Here is an 18022-nt window from a genome sequence, read left to right on the forward strand (position 1 = left end):
CGGTTGTGCCGTTTGTTTCAAATAAGCGGTCTGCAATCCTGCCTCAAACCCCGATTTTGGACGCTGTCATGATTGTTATAAGTGGAATCCACCAATTATATTTTACCTATTTTGTGCAAATTTCTTTGACATCGGTTCAGACTAGTTTTTAGCATCAAAGTCTGGATTTCTGTAATTACGTAAAAATAGTGAAAATTGTTGGCCTGGGAAGAAAAACAGGCGGTTTTTGCAGAAGTCTGAGTCAAAGAAGAAGCTACCAAACATTACAAAACAGACTGGCATAAAGGTCGTACTGAAATCGAGTGAATAGAGAAGCATTCTTACACCATTCACAGTACAATGCCTTGGTAAATTAGAGTTTATGGGAGACAGCAGATGTTACTGACATCTTGGGTTGAGTCGATGCGAGTTGCTTTCGAAAAAAGCCGTAAGGCGACCTTAAATCCTCGTCGTCGACTTCAACTGAGAAGTGGTCCTTCAATGGCGCGTCAGCGGATTCAGCGTCGAGTTGCCATTGAGCAGTTGGAAGACCGGACCCTTCTGACCTCGTTGATCATCAATCAGATCACTCCGGGGTTGGGCGTGACTCTCAATAACTCGGTACTGGACCCTGATGCTGATGGTATCTCCAACTACGACACGATCCTGTTCGAGGGGCTGAACATTGATGCCTCTACAGGCTCCGCGGTCTCCATCGATCTGGACAACCTGACGTTCGCTGAACCGTTCCAGGTTCTGTTCGACAACGTATCAATCAACGCGGATGCGGGTGTCGGAATCGACATCGAACTGTCCAATCTGCTGGCTGATACCATCGCCATCGACAGCTCTACAATCACAGGTGGTCTCGGAAACGCATTCAACCTTGATCTGACCAACGTCATCCTGAACGAGTTCAACATTATCGATTCAGGTCTTACCAGCCAGGCCGGTGCTGGTGTGACGGTTGCCATGAGTGCTTCGACCCTCGAAGAGACTTCACTGCGTCGTTCTACCATCGATGGTGTCTCAATCGATGTGGCTGATGGATCTGTTCTGCGTCACACCACCATGGCCGACAATACGATCGCCGGTACCTCCGGTAATGATGGCGTGAATGTCAACATCGTGGATTCGATTGCTGAAGAACTGCGGTTAACAAACAACAACAACATTCAGGGTGTGCACATCAATGTTGATGATACCGCAGCCGGTGGTGCAGCACTCCTGACCGAACTGTTCATCAAGACCAACCAGATCAGCGGTAACACCGCTGGCGACGGGATTCGTCTGGATCTGAATAACGTCGATCAGTTTGTTTCGATCACCGGCAACACCATCTCTTCCAACTCAGGACACGGGATTGTCTTCGATCAGACAGACGGCGACCTGAGCGGTGATATTTCCGGAAACAGTATTTCTGCCAACACCGGACACGGGATCTACTTCACACCTTCTACCACCAATCCGGTACCAACCGGAGATGGAGCACCCGGCGTGCCAGCCTATGCGGGAATTCCGGGAGCGACTGACAAAATTGACTTCTCATCCGCACGGAACGAAGTTCAGCTGATTACTTTTAGTGGTGTTCCCACCGGCGGTACCTTTACTCTCTCCTACACCGGCGGGGATGGTATCACAGAAACCACGGCGGGAATTCTCCCCACTGCGACGGCGTCCCAGGTCAAACTCGCGATGGTTAACGCCTTCAGTGGAATTCACTTCGATGACGTTCTGGTTAACGGTAACTTCCAGGATGGCTACGAAGTGGAGTTTGTCAACGCTACCGGTGGTCAGAACCAGAATCTGCTGACTGTGGATGCCAGCGGTTTCAACAGCACGCCGGCCAGTGTTTCTGTCACTCAGGATACCTCCGGCAACGTGAGTGAAGTACAGAATCTGGAAATCACAGGTACACCGGCTTTTGGTACCTTCCAACTGAACTTCCTGGGTAGCTCGGTAGTATTGCCCTATACTTCGCTGAATGCAGCCGACCTGCAGACGCAACTGAACCTGATCGCACTGACGTTTGATGATGGCAATGGAAATATGCCATTCCAGGACAATCCGATTCAGGTTGATCCGACTGCCACCGGGTTCGACATCATCTTCCTGGACGGAAGGAGTATGCACGATCTGAATGTTCCGCAGATTACAGTCGATACATCAGGTTTGAACCTTTTCGTGAATGTGGCGCAGGGACCAGCTGAACTCAACCCCAATAAGCCAGTCGACCAGATCATTACCTTCCAGGATGTTGACGGTAACATTATCACTCCATCTGGCGGATCCTTCACTCTGACTTTCCAGGGCGAGACTACAAACGCAATCGCGATCGACGCCAACCCGGCAACGATGATTGCAAATATCGATGCCGCTCTGGAAGCATTATTCTCTTCCACAAATATTACCGGGACCGTGGGGGACTTCATCGTTTCCGGTGATTTTGCAACCGGCTTTACCGTCGAATTCAATGAATATCAGCACCTGGGTATGCTGGGCTTCAATGATCCGACATTTGGATCTTTTCAGCTGACTTTTCTGGGACAGAACGTCACCCTGCCTTATACCGATTCCATTCCCAGTGCGGCTGGTGCACTTAACATTCAAAATGCACTGAATGGTATCGCGAACGCTCAGTCTTATGGCGGAAGCCCCGTCAGCGTTGTCGTCAGCGGTAATGGTTACGATATCATCTTCCTGGATTCAGGCACTCTGGCAAACGTAGACATTGGTCAAATTGCCACCAACGCGGACCGGATGCGGTTTGACATTATTATGTCCAACCTGATTCAGGGGAATGCCTCTACGAATGAGCAGCAGACTCTGGAGTTCCAGAACTCTCAGGGAGTATTTCCGTTTAACTTCGCAGGGAACGGGGTCGACATTACGAATCCGCCGACTGGTGCTGCTTTCACCCTGACATTCCAGGGGGAGGAGACAGGTGGAATCGTCATTGACACGGACCCGGCTGTGACCGCAGCGAATATCGATGCCGCTCTGGAAGCACTGAGTATTGCAACCAGCGGAGATGATTTCGATGTGACCGGAGACTATGTCAATGGATTCACAATTGAATTCCAGGGTGACTTCGAGAATGCCAACGTTCCGCTGATCGTGGCTAACGTCTATCCCCTGGATGTGGTCCCCAGTACTTCCGTTGGTAATTTTAACCTGACGACAATCAATCCCATGACTGGTGATCCGGCTGCTCTGCTGCCGAACGTTTCCATCGCCGCTACGACCACCACCCAGGGGATCGGTCTGAATGAGATCCAGACGATTTCGATTCCTAATCCACCTGGAGGGGGAACATTCACATTAGATACCGTTAACAGCACAAACGGTCCTGTCGTGCTCGACTTTGACGCAACGGCCGCTGACGTACAGGCTGCCCTGGAAAGTCTGGATGCCGTTGGTGCCGGTAACGTTCTGGTAACCGGATCTGCTTTAACCGGCGGGTTTACCGTCGAATTCATTGGCGACTTTCGTGCGGAATCTCCCGGCGACACGATCCTGATTGATGACAGTGGTATTCTGATCGTCGTGCCTGAAGTGACGACCATTGCCGAAGGGACGACAATTAACGAAGTCCAGGAAATCAGCGTCGATGCAACGCCGACAGCGGGTGACTTTACCCTGACATTCGATGGCGCGACTACAGGTCCGATCGCCTATAACGCTGATGCCGCTGCTATTATTGCTGCCCTGGTGGCACTCCCGACTTTGAATCCCGGCGACGTACTGGTGCGGGGAACCGCCGACACCGGTTTCGAAATCGAGTTTGTGGGAAGTCTGGCTACGATTAACACCCCGCAGGTGATTGTTGATGCGACCAACCTGACCGGGGCCGAAATGACCGTGAAAACCACGAGTGTGGGCGGATACCTGCGTGGTATTCGTGGCAACCTGATTACAGGAAACACTGGTGCCGGTATTGAAATCGATCTGGAGATGTATACCTCATTCTATGGGGAAATCGTCGGCAACACGATCAACTCCAATGAGACCCAGGGGATTAACCTGGTGGCCGCTGATCCGACCATTCTCAAGAGTGTTGATTTCAGTCTGACTGTCGACGGCAACAGCATGGACAATAACCGAGGTGCCGGTGTCGCCGTGAGCATGCAGGACACAGCAACTGGTGATGTCAGTATTACGGGCAACACAATTACCAGCACCCGCAATGATGCAAACTCAAGCACTCCCTTTGCCGGAGATGCGATTTATATTGATTTGATTGGTACCGATGTCAGCTTTGAGGCATTTAACCAGTTACGCGATCTGACGATTGATGGCAACTTCCTGGGTACCGACGCAAACAACACCGGCGGGCTGGGGAATATTGGTCACGGGATCGGGATCCATATCGAAGAATCGACGATCATCGACCGCACCGAAATCTCTAACAACGTGATTACGAACAACTCCGGCGACGGTGTCAACTTCCACCGGGAAGACGATGCCCGCGTGGGACGTGCGGTAATCGATCCGATTGTGGGTGAAGAACGAGCCGTGATGATTCACGATAACACCATCACCGGCAATAGCGATGGTGTGGACATCCTGGCTCAAAACGGAAACCTGACAACAACCGACTTCGAGATTAAAGACAATACAATTTCGTCCAACTCACGGGATGGTGTCAGCCTGCATGCCGAAGCAGATGCGACACTTTATGTCGATATCATCAACAACGAAATCAACTCAAACAATCTGAACGGTATCGAGTCCACGACCCGGACCACCAGTTATTTCGGAACGGACCGGCGTGATGTATCCGGTACCTGGATTCAGAATACGCTCAGTAATAACGGCAACCATGGTGTTCGGATTTCCGGTCGCATCGGTAACCGCAACATGCTCTTCATCGGTCTGGATGGCGTCGACCCGGTAACGGGAGAAGACCGTGGGAACGTGATTGAAGGAAATAGCCGTGACGGGATCCAGATTGCCGCGCACCTGGACCGCATTCAGGGTAACGTGAAAATTGCCAATAACTCGATTCTTTCGAACGCGACCGGTGGAATTGAGCTGTTGGGTGAAGGTTTGAATTCAGCGATTGATGAAAACCTGATCGCGTTCAACACCGGTAAAGGGGTGGATATCAACTCCAATGGTCAGACCGTCTTCATGCGTAATAACATCATTACGGAAAATACGGCAGATGGTCTTGAGATTCTGGCTGCCAACAGTATCTCGCATAGTGAAAATAACGTTTTCTGGAATATCGCACTTGGTGGCAGTGTTCGTACCAGCGTGACGGCGATTGGGAACTTTATCGACAACAATGGCGGTCGCGGGGTGGACCTGCAGACCGAAGGGCAGGCCGACTCGGACGTCATCTTTGGTGATGGCACGGAGACGGGAGCCAACCGGATCGTGTCAAACGCGCTGGAAGGCTTCTATGTTGTGACTACTGCTTCACAGGGCCAGGACCAGGATGCCAACAGCACCGCAGCCCTGGATGCCACCGGATCGGTTGAAAATTCTCATGCAGACATGGTATTGAATATCAATACCAACTACATCCAGGATAACGGTGTCAGCAGTGGTTTCTCTTCCAACGGTCTGATCCTGCGGATCGGTACCATGGCTGGAGAGCACTCTGATTTCAGAGGTCATGATCCCGGTACTGATGAAGGTACAGGAGCAGAGGGGAGTGATGAGTTCTTTGATTTCGGAGACGGACGCTCCAATGTCTCTGTGACCAACAACGAATTCGAGGGTAACTTCGGTGAAGATGTCTATATTGAATCATTCACATCAACCGTTGATCCCAATACCACGACGGACAACTGGGATATCAACGCAACCCCACCTTTCCGTGTTACCAGTTCCTATCAAGGTGATCCACTTGCTCGACTGAATCTGGTGTTCGAAGGAAATACTGGTAACGGCCTGGATGTGACCAATGTCGGTGGTTTCTATAACAACTCCGAACCGGTCTTTAAATCAAGGCTCAATAATGGTGCACCCGCCCCCAACCCCGATGGTCCCTTCAATTCGGCCACCCGTCGGCGTAATGCACAGCGAGTCGGCTCGCGTACCAATCTGGCGCCGTTCAGTGGTCCCAACGAAGCTCCTACGGCTGTCGGTACAGTTGCAACGGCATTTTTGACCTCTGCGGGGGGGCCAATCCAGGTTACTACGACTACAGCACACGGTTTGACTTCAGGCAGCGTGGTTGAAATCACCGGGGTTTTTTCCAACGAAGTTGATGGATTCTATCGAGATATGAGTCCGGTCAACGGTGTGTTCTTCATTGATGTGGTGGATGCTTTCAATTTTACGCTGCGTAGCACAGAAGGGGCGATCCTGGGGGATGTAATCTCCAACTTCGGAACCTGGTCTTTCAATGATACGGGCGCCTTCCTGTATCCCGGTATGGGGGTCAGTACCTTCCGTATCGCCCAGGGATTTGATGGTGTCGGCAGCGGTTTCCAGTCCGGGGATTCCTTCCTGAACCAGATCAGCCTCCCGGGAACCATTTTCGGTGAGCTGTCCTACGGTTGGGATGCCTGGATTCCTGATGATGACAGCTTCCTCGTACCGAATACGAGAACATTCCTGACGGCAGATATTTCTGTTGCCGTTCCCGACCCGACGACAGGTGCGATTACCGATCCGTTGATCATCTCCTTCACAGAAGATGTGAATGGCGTAGATATCAGCGATTTTGTCCTGTTGCGGGACAATTTGGCTGTAGCCCTGAATGCTTCCATGCTGACTCAGCTTACTTCCCGGACCTTTGCCCTGGATCTCAGTTCGGTAACCGGAGTGCAAGGTGAATATCAACTGCAACTGGTCAACAACGGGACGATCACGGATGCTAAGTACATCAGTCCTGCTTCACCCATCACCGGCAATTCGCCCGCTAACTTCCTGATGTTCGGGGATGTTGAACGTTTCACCGTCGACACGACTGCTCCCACAGCAGACATCGTCGATGTTTCACCCGATCCGCGAAGCGAAGCGGCTGGCGAAGTCGTGATCAACTTTTCTGAGGATGTACAGGGAGTTGACCTGAGCGATTTCACCATCACTGTTGATGGGGGAACACCAATCAACCTGGCATCCACACCTGCTACATTGACGCAGGTTACCGGTAGCCAGTTCATTCTGGATATCAGCAAAGTGACCAGTCTGTCTGGAGACTATGTTTTAACCCTGAATGCGGCAGGCTCATCCATTACCGACCTGGCTGGCAACGATCTGGCTGCCAACGCAAGTGACACCTGGCTGAACGATACGCTGTCTCCGATCGCTCAGTTTGTGAACGTCACAGATCCGGTGCCATCAGGGACCGATCCTGCTTTTGCTGTCACTCTGAATTTCTCAGAAGATGTAACCGGACTGGCCTTGTCCGATTTTACACTGACTGATCCCGCTGGCAATGTAATCGATCTCTCGACCACTTCAGCGACTTTGGTTCCCGTGACCGCTTCGCAGTACAATATCGTGCTGGGAACGCTGGCTGATGACAACGGTATCTACACCCTGACGTATCACTCCGAAGGTTCTGCCGTTCAGGATATCGCCGGTAACGAAGCTTCCGGACCTGCTTCCGAGACCTGGCAGAAAGGTGTTGAAGTCATTGCTCCGACGGCTGGTATCCAGGACATTACTCCGGATCCACGTCCTTCCGGCTCTGCGGTAGGCGTCGTGACAATTAACTTCTCAGAAGATGTGACCGGCGTCGATATCACCGACTTTGAACTGTTGCTCGACGATGGCAGCGGTCAGGTACCGATTTCATTAGCATCTCTGTCTGTGTCACAGATTAACGGTTCGACTTACCAGATCGATTTAAGTACCGTGACGACACAAGATGGGGATTACGTTCTGAATCTGCTGGCCGATGGTACAATTGAGGACCTGGCTGGTAATAAATTTACCGCTGTTGCTTCCGACAGCTGGCGTACCGGCGGTATTGGACCGGTTGCAACCATCGAAGATCTCCCGCCGATTCTGGTTACTAATGCCGGGGTGGTGACAGTCACCTTCGATGAAGCGGTTACCGGTGTTGATATCTCCGATTTCAGCCTGAAACTGGATGGACAGGAAGTCTCGCTGGCCGGTCTGACCGTCACTCCAGTGAGCGGCAGCCAGTACCAGATTGACCTCAGCTCGGTGACTGGAATTTACGGTAATTACACACTGACCCTGGTTGCTGAAGGTTCCAATATTCGCAGCTTCACCACACTCGATCCGATGCTGGATAACGCATCGGAATCGTGGATTGCCAGCGATACTATTGATCTGACAGGTGGAACTCCCGTCTTTACTGACGGAGTTGATTCCGTCGCTGGTGACGGGATCGTGGGTGATGGTACCACAGGTACCCAGACACTGCGTGCAGCCATTCAGGAAGCGAATGCCCTGGCTGGTTCAAACGTCATCGAACTGGCAGCTGGTACTTATGTACTGAGCATCGCTGGTTTTGACGAAGATCTGTCAGCGACCGGCGACCTCGACATCCGGGACAACCTGACTATTCGCGGTCAGGGAGTTGGAGTCACTGTGATCGATGCAGGAGCCCTGGATCGTATCTTCCAGGTATTCGCCGGCGTCACGCTGAACCTCGAAAATCTGACAATCACGAACGGTGCATTGACCGGTAGTGCCGACGGTGCTGGTATCCGCAACAGTGGTACAACAACGCTGTCTCATGTTGAAGTAACCGGAAACGTCTCTGAAGACAGTGCCGGCGGTATCAACAATACCGGGGTGATGATCATCGTCGACAGTACGATTTCAAATAACAGTGCCGGCGGTAGCGGTGGTGGTATCCGCAATACCGGTTCACTGCAGATTTCTCGCAGTACCCTGTATGGAAACACCACAGAACGTGATGGTGGTGCCCTCTTCAATGCGGCAGCCGGTGATGTAGAGCTCTCTAACAGCACATTCTCAGGCAACCAGGCTGACCGCAGCGGTGGTGCAATTCGTAACACCGCAACATTGAGTGCCGTGAATAACACGATGACTCAAAACGATGCAGGAACCACTGGTGGTGCAATCTCGAATACCGGAACTGCAATTATGCAGAACGATCTGATTCTGGACAACACCGCTGCCAGTGATGCCGACCTGCAGGGTGCTTATAACAGCCTGGGTGGAAACCTGGTCGGTGTGGTCGGAACTGCGACCGGACTGGGAGCCTTGGACATCCAGGGTGTCATTGATCTGACGGTCGTGCTGGATTCCAATCTGGCCGATAACGGCGGACCGACTCTGACCCATGCCCTGTTGCTGGGAAGTGTCGCCATCAATGCAGGTATCAACACAGACGTCGATGCCCTGGAACAGCGTGGTTCACAGCGGGTGCTGGGATCAGCCGTAGACATCGGTGCTGTTGAATTCGGAACCTTCTTCGTTAACAGCGATCTGGATACCGTCGATGCCAACCTTGGTGATGGTATCGCCGCGGATGCAGACGGGAATATCACCCTGCGTGCAGCGATCATGGAAGCCAACGCTCTGGCAGGTGACTCACTGATCATTCTGGGGTCCGGAACCTACGCTCTGACGCTGACAGGTGCTGGTGAAAACAATGCCTTTACAGGTGACCTGGACGTAACCGATACCAGTGGTTCATTGACCATCCTGGGATCTGGCAGCGGACAGACTATTATTGACGCTACCGGGCTGGACGATCGAGTCTTCGATGTCTTCAGCGGTGCCGATCTGACATTGCAGGGATTGACTGTGACCGGCGGTAATGCTGTCGGAACCAGCGGTGGTGGTATTCGCAACATTGGTACCCTCTCGCTCGTGAATACTTCTGTCGAAGGTAACACCGCTGAACTCAACGGTGGTGGTATCCTCAACGGAGAACTGGGACAGCAGGGGACTTTGAATCTCTCCAACAGTCAGGTCTCGGGTAACAGCGCCGTTGACGGTGGTGGTATCTACAACAACGACCAGTCACAGGTCACGATTGTCGATTCTGCAATAACCGGCAACACAGCCAGTGGCGATGGTGCCGGTCTTTACAATGACCTGCAGGCCACAATTGGAATTACCCGTAGTGATATCTCCGGTAACACAGCAACGCTGGACGGTGGTGGTATCTACAACAACGATCTGGCCAGCCTGACCATTAATGATAGTAAGGTCAATAACAATACGGCTAACCAGGGTGGTGGTATCTTCAATGAAGAGGCAGCATCGCTGACCATCTCCCGGACAACTGTTTCCGGAAACACGACCACTCTGGGGGGGGCGGTATCTACAACGATGGTGGTATCGCAACTCTGACAGATGTCTCAATCCTGACGAATACCGCTCACCTTGACGGGGGTGGTCTGTATAATGCGACCGCTGGCGAAGTGACGATTACAGATGGTTTCTTCGATGATAACTCGGCCGATCGTGATGGTGGTGCGATTGCCAACTTTGGTGTCTCCCTGATCCTGAGCGGTACGACCGTTCGCGACAGTGAAGCCCAGCAGTTTGGTGGCGGTCTCTATAACGATCAGGAAGAAGGAACCGTTTCGATCAGCCAGAGCTCCTTCATTAACAACGTCGCCGTTTCCGGTGCTGGGATCTACAACCAGGAACTGGGGGTCATCAATCTGGATCTCTCAGATGTCCTGCAGAACACTGCCAGCAGCGACGGTGGTGGTATCTATAATACCTCCAGTGCCATTATTAACGTTCAACGGACAACCGTTGACGGAAACCGTGCTCTGAATGGGGCCGGTATCTTTAACGATGATGTTGCCCAGCTGAATCTGTTCGACAGCACCATTTCCAACAACATTGCTGTCGGTGATGGCGGTGGTCTGTATAACAACTCTTTTGAAGCGTCCAGCGTTGTGAATGCCACGATTTCAGGCAACGAAGCTGGTAACAATGGTGGCGGTATCTTCAACAGTGATGAAGGTAGTATCGAAGTCACCAACGCGACGATCTTCAATAACTCCTCTATCGCCGGTGGTGGTATCTTCAATGCCCTTGATGGTTATGTGACTGTGGCTAATACCATCGTTGCCGGTAATTCGACAACTTCACCCGGTCCAGATGTGACCGGCGATTTTGATTCACGGGGTAACAACCTGATTGGTGTCGGCGGTATTTCAACCGGCTTCACCGACGGAGTTAACGGTGATATTGTGGGTACCTTCGCGACTCCGGTCAGCCCGGGACTGGGAGCACTGCAGGATAACGGTGGTGCCACCTTTACTCACGAGCTGCTCGGCGGAAGTCTGGCCCGCGATGCAGGTAATAACTTCTACGCTCCCACCGACGATCAGCGGGGCTTCGCCCGCCTGTTTGACGGGGACGGCAATGGTTCACTCATCGTGGACATCGGAGCTTTCGAGTCTGGTTACATTGTAACCGGCTTCGGAGACTCGGTAGATGCGAACCCCGGCGATGGCGTGAGCGTCGATGTCAACGGACAGAGTACTCTGCGGGCAGCTATTATTGAATCCAACACGCGTGCTGGTGCTGACACGATTCTGTTGGGAACCGGAGTCTATACCCTCTCGCTGTTCGGTCTGGGTGAAGACAGCGCCTACTGGGGTGACCTGGATATTACCGATGACCTGACCATCATTGGTGCCGGTTCCGGTAAAACTGTGATTGATGCAGATTACCTGGATCGAATCTTCGAGATCTTCGCAGGTGTCAGCGTTTCGATTCGCGGGGTCACGCTCGTAAATGGAGATGTCACCCGGGTCGAAGACGGAGGTGCCATCCTGAACTTCGGTAATCTGACTCTAGAAGATGTCGAAATTAAGGACAGCCTGGCGAACCGTGGTGGAGCACTGTTCAACAATGGTAGCGTGATCATGACAGACAGCTACTTCCACAACAACACTGCGATCGCCGATGGTGGTGCCATCTTTAACAACGATCCCGGTACCATCAGTATCGACTTGAGTGAGATTTCTTTCAACGATGCTGAAAACGGTGGTGGTATCTACAACTCCACAGGGGGTACCCTGCAGGTAAATGACACGACGATCGACAGCAATACTGCAACGGTCGCCGGTGGTGGTGTCTTCGTTTCGGATCAGGCTTCTGTGGGGAATGGCGAAGGTGGTGACGGAGTAAATGTGCCAGCCGTCAACAATGGAATCGTAGGATCTGATCCAGATCAGGAACCTGACGGAGATTATCCGGTCTATAATGATGGATATGTGGAAACTGTTCTTCCTAACTACGATTATGGTGATGCAGAAACTGCTGTCTTGAGCGAAGTTCCTCCGTTCCCCGTTGCGGATACATTTAATCTGAGTTCGCTGCCCGGGGCCAGTCATACGATTTATCTCGATTTCAATGGCCACACAACAACGGGAACCCAGTGGAATTCCGCATTTGGTACCATTGTCACACCTGCTTATGACACTGATGGCGACACCAGTACATTCAGCCTGGCTGAAATCGAAGTGATTCAGCGTACCTGGCTGCGGGTTGTCGAGGACTTCGCGCCGTTCAATGTCAATGTGACGACTGCGGAACCACCCGTCAGCGACCTGATCAGAACCGATGCTTCCGATACCCGCTGGGGTATCCGTGTTGTGATTGGTGCGAACACCTGGTACAGCAATGCCGGGGGCGTGGCTTATGTTGGTTCCTTCAACGACAACGTCGATACTCCAACTTATGTGTTTAACACAGGTCTGATTGGTGTTTCCGAGGCTGTCAGCCACGAAGTCGGACACACCCTCGGGTTGGTTCACGATGGTACATCAACCCTGGAGTACTACGATGGTCATGGCAGCGGTGCAAACGGCTGGGCTCCGATCATGGGCGTTGGTTATTACCAGAACCTGGTTCAGTGGAGTCAGGGTGAGTACAACGATGCCAACAACAACGAAGACGACCTGAGTATCATTACAACTCAGAATGGATTTGGTTACCGGGCCGATGATCACGCCAGCACGATTGGTTTTGCGTCTGTGATCGTCAATGGTTCCGCTTCCGGTATCGTCGAGCGAAACACCGATGTGGACTATTTCCAGTTCTCAACCACGGGTGGCGATGTCACCATCGATCCATTCTTCGAGAGCCCCAACCTGGATATTCTTGCCACCCTGTATGATTCCAGTGGAACTCAAATTGCAACGAGTAACCCCATTGGTGCTCTGAATGCCTCATTCACCGGACTGGCTGCAGGCACCTACTACGTCTCTATCGAAGGGACAGGTGAAGGTGACGTACTGGGAACAGGTTACTCAGATTACGGTAGCCTGGGACAGTACACAATTTCTGTGACTGGCCAGCCTCAAATTGTGGAAGCCGGCGATGTGTCGATTTCCAACAGCACGATTTCCAACAACTTTGCCGGAACTCGTGGTGGTGGCGTGCTGAATGAAGATACCATCGAACTGTCCAACGTGACGATTTCCGGAAACGAAGCCGGTAAAGAAGGGGGTGGTATCCACAATACTGGTGAACTCACCATCAACAATACCACCATCTACAACAACACGACTGAAGGTTCAGGTGGTGGTATTTACTCTGTTGCTACTACCGCTTCCGTGGAAGTGAAAAACACAATCATCGCCGGAAACGATTCGCTGGTGAGCGGAGACGACGTTGAGGGTACCTTCACCTCTCAGGGACACAACCTGATTGGTACCCGCGGTACTTCAGTCGGCTTTATCAACGGATTCAACGATGATATTGTCGGTTCGAACGCACAACACATCGATCCGTTCCTGAGTCCGCTGCAGGACAATGGCGGCCCCACATTCACCCACGCTCTACTGCCAGGCAGTCTGGCCATTGATGCGGGTGATAACACTGACGGTGTGACTATCGATCAGCGTGGTGCTCTGCGTCCGACAGACACAACCAGCGATATCGGTGCTTTCGAAATCGTCACCCCGACGATCAGCATCACTGATGTCAGTCAGGTTGAAACGAACGCTGGCACCACTGAGTTTGAATTTGTGGTCTCGCTGTCGAATGCAAACGTGGACGAAGTGACTGTTGACTTCGAAACATCCAACGGCACCGCAGTCGCCGGTATTGACTATGCCTTTACGACCGGAAGAGTCACATTCTCTGCTGGAGAAACGACCCAGGTTGTCCGGGTGCTTGTGAATGGTGATACACTTGTCGAAGATCACGAAACCTTCTTCGTCAATCTCTTCAATGCCCAGGGGGCAGCGATTGCAGATGACCAGGGACTGGGGACGATCCTGAACGATGAGGCATCTATCTCGATCGACGACGTCTCCCTGGAAGAAGGTCCGGTTGGAACGACAACCAACTTCAACTTCACCGTTTCGCTGTTGACACCTGTTGCCGGTGTAGTAACGGTCGATCTGGAAACGGCTGACATCTCCGCAACCCTGGCAGATTCGGACTATGTCCAGCTTCTGCCACAGACGATCACATTCGATCCGGGAGAAACCGAAAAGACAATTACGGTTGTCGTAAATGGTGACACCGCGATTGAAGCAGATGAAACCTTCGGTGTGAATCTGTCGAATGCCAGCAGTAATGCTACCATCGCTGATGCGACCGGTATCGGGACCATCGAAAATGATGACTTTGCCCTGCTGTCAATCAGTGACGTCACCTTGACGGAAGACTACGACGGAGGAGCAACGACCATATTCACATTTACTGTGACGGTGTCGCAGGCGACCAGTGCCGATGTTACTTTTGACATCACAACTGTCGACGGAACAGCTCTGGCTGGTAGTGACTATGTGGCCAATGCCATTAACGGTCTGGTGATTCCGGCTGGTATGACTGAAGTGACATTCGATGTCGTTGTGAATAACGATGCTCTGACCGAGCCTAATGAATACTTCACGGTTGAAATCGATGATACCTTTAATCCTCCGTTGAACGCGAATGTTCTGGATGGGGTTGGTGTTGGTACTATCGTAGACAACGGGATCGTAGTCGACACGACAGACGATATCGTCGATCCTGGTGATGGTCTGACCTCGCTGCGTGAAGCCATCAATACTGCCAATGCGTCACCAGGTGTTGATAACATTATCCTCCTGCCGGGAATTTACGATATCTCAATCGCAGGGGCTGGTGAAAACAATAATGCCACCGGTGACTTCGATATTTCTGAATCAGTGAATATCTTCGGTCAGGGATCGGGTACCACAATCATTGATGCCCATCAGCTGGATCGCATCTTCGAAACTTCGGGTGGAGTCACTCTGAACCTGTCCAATATGGAACTGCGAAACGGTGATGCCGATGATGGTGGTGCACTCCTGGCTCAGGGGCCAACCACACTGAATCAGATCATCTTCCGTGACAACAACTCGGACTTCCTGGGTGGTGCAATCGTGAGTGCCTCCAGCCTGGATATCTCCGATGCCTTGTTTATCAACAACCATGCTGGATTCCAGGGTGGTGCGATCTATCAGTATACGAATACGGCAACTGTGTCTCGCACAACCTTCGAAGCTAATACATCCGATGCTCGTGCGGGGGCTGTCTATGTTGCCTCCGGTGCCACATTCGATGTATCACAGTCTCTGTTCTACATGAACGAGTCCGGCAGTCGTGGTGGTGCGATCTTTAATGAAGGGACTGTTATTTCAACCAACACGACCTTCTCGGCCAACCATTCCGGTTCACGTGGTGGTGCGATCCTGAACGAGGGAACTCTGACAGTCGTAAACAACACGCTGACCGATAATACGGCTGACCAGACCGGTGGTGGTATATCCAACAGTGCCGGCGGTTTTGTGACCCTGGTTAACACAATCGTCGCTGGTAACAGTGGAGCACAGGGGAATCCCGATCTGGGCGGTGTCTACGACTCTGCCACCAGCTTCAATAACCTGGTCGGCGACATTGGAGGAGCCACTGGACTGACCGATGCTGTGAATGGAAACATTATCGGTTCACTGCTCTCACCCGTTGATCCTAAGCTGGGAATCCTGCTGGATAATGGTGGTCCTACCCGGACTCACACACTGCTGTTCGGCAGTGCGGCGATTGACGCCGGTCGAAACAATGGTGCCCCACTGGTCGATCAGCGTGGCGAACTCCGTCCAGTCGATGGCGACAATGATTCCGTTGCGATTACCGACATCGGTGCCGTCGAACTGAAAGATCCACCAGCAGCTCCGCTGTTCGGTTCAGGTGGTGATTCAAGCGTTGTTGACGAACAGACCAACATTCAGATTTCGGTTGTCAAAGACCGGACCGTCGTCTCCAGTAACGGACATACCTTTGCCCTGCCGGGCAATGCTGACTGGCTCGATGAATGGGATTCATTCTGGGTTGAAGTCTGGGTCGATACTGCCAGTGGCTTCGGAATCTCCGATGTGCTGACGAATATCGCTTATAACACAGCCTACTTCTCAGCCACTTCGGTCGAATTTGGTTCGAACTTCAACTTCAACCGGACTGTGATTATTGACGATGAAGCCGGCGTTGTTCGCAACCTGGGCGGTAGCACTAACCAGGCAAACGTTGGTGGTACCGGTTACGCTCTGCTGGCTCGAATCAAGTTCGAGTCTCTGGCAGGTGACCAGGTTGAAGTAGATCCCACCGATCTGACTCTGGAACCGCTCTCTCTGGGACTGGATATCCAGAACACCGAAATCAGCATTGCTGGAGTTGGTGAAGCTGTTGTGACTGTCGGGGCTCTGCCGGAAACCGATCTGTATCCTGTGATCTACGATATCAACAACAATGATAAAATCGATTTCAAGGATCTGGTCTTCTTCACCTCTGCTTATAACCAGACTGTGATCAATGCCTCTTCCAGCTTTGCCGCGGCATTGGACTTCGATAAGAGTGGTCGGGTTGACTATCGTGACCTGACATACCTGGCATCGAACTACAACAAGCGGAAGGGTGGAAACTCGGAAGTGATCTTCCCGACCAACTTCGGTCAGAAGTGGATCGGAACCCAACTCGAAGTCAACAGCGGTGATGACACCATCGACGAAGTTGTGGAAGCAGCCGTAAATACCTGGGAAGCAGCACTGGGGCTGGATGAGCCTCTGGAAGTTCAGATCATCGTTCAGGACTTCGGTACTGCCCAGCTGGGTTCTGGCCAGACAACCGAATACAACGTTGACGGTGTTCCGGTTGCCGGTCGGGTGGTGATTGACAACGATGCCAACGGCTTAGGCTGGCACGTCGATGTTACCGATGCACCCACGGGTGGCAGCTACGACCTGTTTACCGTACTGCTGCACGAAATCGGACACGTTCTCGGGTTCACCCGCTACTACAGCGGATTCAATAATCTGGTCGATGACGATGGTATGGGTGGGCTGACATTCGTCGGTTCTGACTTCACCGTCGAACTGGATCCAACAGGTCTGCACATCGAAGATCCTGCCGTTGGTGATGATCTGATGAATGACACGCTCGATCCAGGTGTCCGTAAGGCAATCTCTGATCTGGACGTCAAGATGCTGCTTGAATCGTATGCAAATGCATCCGGTGGTTCCGGCAGCGGATCTTCCAGCCCGATCTTCGGTACAAACGGTACACCGACTTCAGAGCCTGTCGAACCGATGCTGATTCAGAGTACGGAAGCTGCTCAGACCTTCGCTGCGGAATCAACCGTCAGCCTGGCTGCACCAGTTGTGATTGCTCCGGTGAAGGAAGAAAGCACCGAAGAGAGTGGTCTTTCTCAGACCGTCTCCTACGATGCGATTCAGCCTTCACTCTACGATCAGGACCTGCTGGTAGATCGGAAGACTCTGGACGGCAGTCTGGTTGATGATCTGTATGATTCAGAATACTTTGAGAACGAATTCCAGGATATCGATGATCGGGAACTGGTCTTCGCTCATGCTGACGATGATCTGGATCTGGTCGGTGATGCTCAACTGGACGAGGACATGATGGATGATGCCTTCACCAACTGGGAAGGTCCTCTGTTATAAAAGACAGTTTTCAATCGTTCCTCAGGGAGTGAAATGAAACTTTGAGATATGCCCCTTTGCAGCAGATGACTGTTGCGGAGGGGCATTTTTTATTTCTGGAGTAGTCCGCCGGCGCATCTTTCCTCCAGGGGGCAGGGCGGTAAGATATGAAGTGTGAGTTCCCTGTACGCCGGTGCCGCGTTCGGGGTACT

At 52.1% G+C, this 18022-nt stretch carries 2 protein-coding genes; both read left to right on the forward strand.

Translation table 11 applies throughout. From position 1 onward, the window contains the following. The first annotated feature begins 375 nt into the window (after window positions 1–375). Window positions 376–10242, forward strand: coding sequence for a beta strand repeat-containing protein (locus F1728_RS22625; protein WP_155365970.1), 9867 nt, complete (start codon window positions 376–378; stop codon window positions 10240–10242). A gap of 71 nt (window positions 10243–10313) precedes the next feature. After that, entirely contained in the window at window positions 10314–17831 is a 7518-nt protein-coding gene (locus tag F1728_RS22630) for a choice-of-anchor Q domain-containing protein (protein WP_155365971.1), read from the forward strand. Window positions 17832–18022: the final 191 nt, after the last annotated feature.

Origin of the sequence: Gimesia benthica (assembly GCF_009720525.1) — a bacterium.
In the GTDB taxonomy this organism is placed as follows: Bacteria; Planctomycetota; Planctomycetia; order Planctomycetales; family Planctomycetaceae; genus Gimesia; species Gimesia benthica.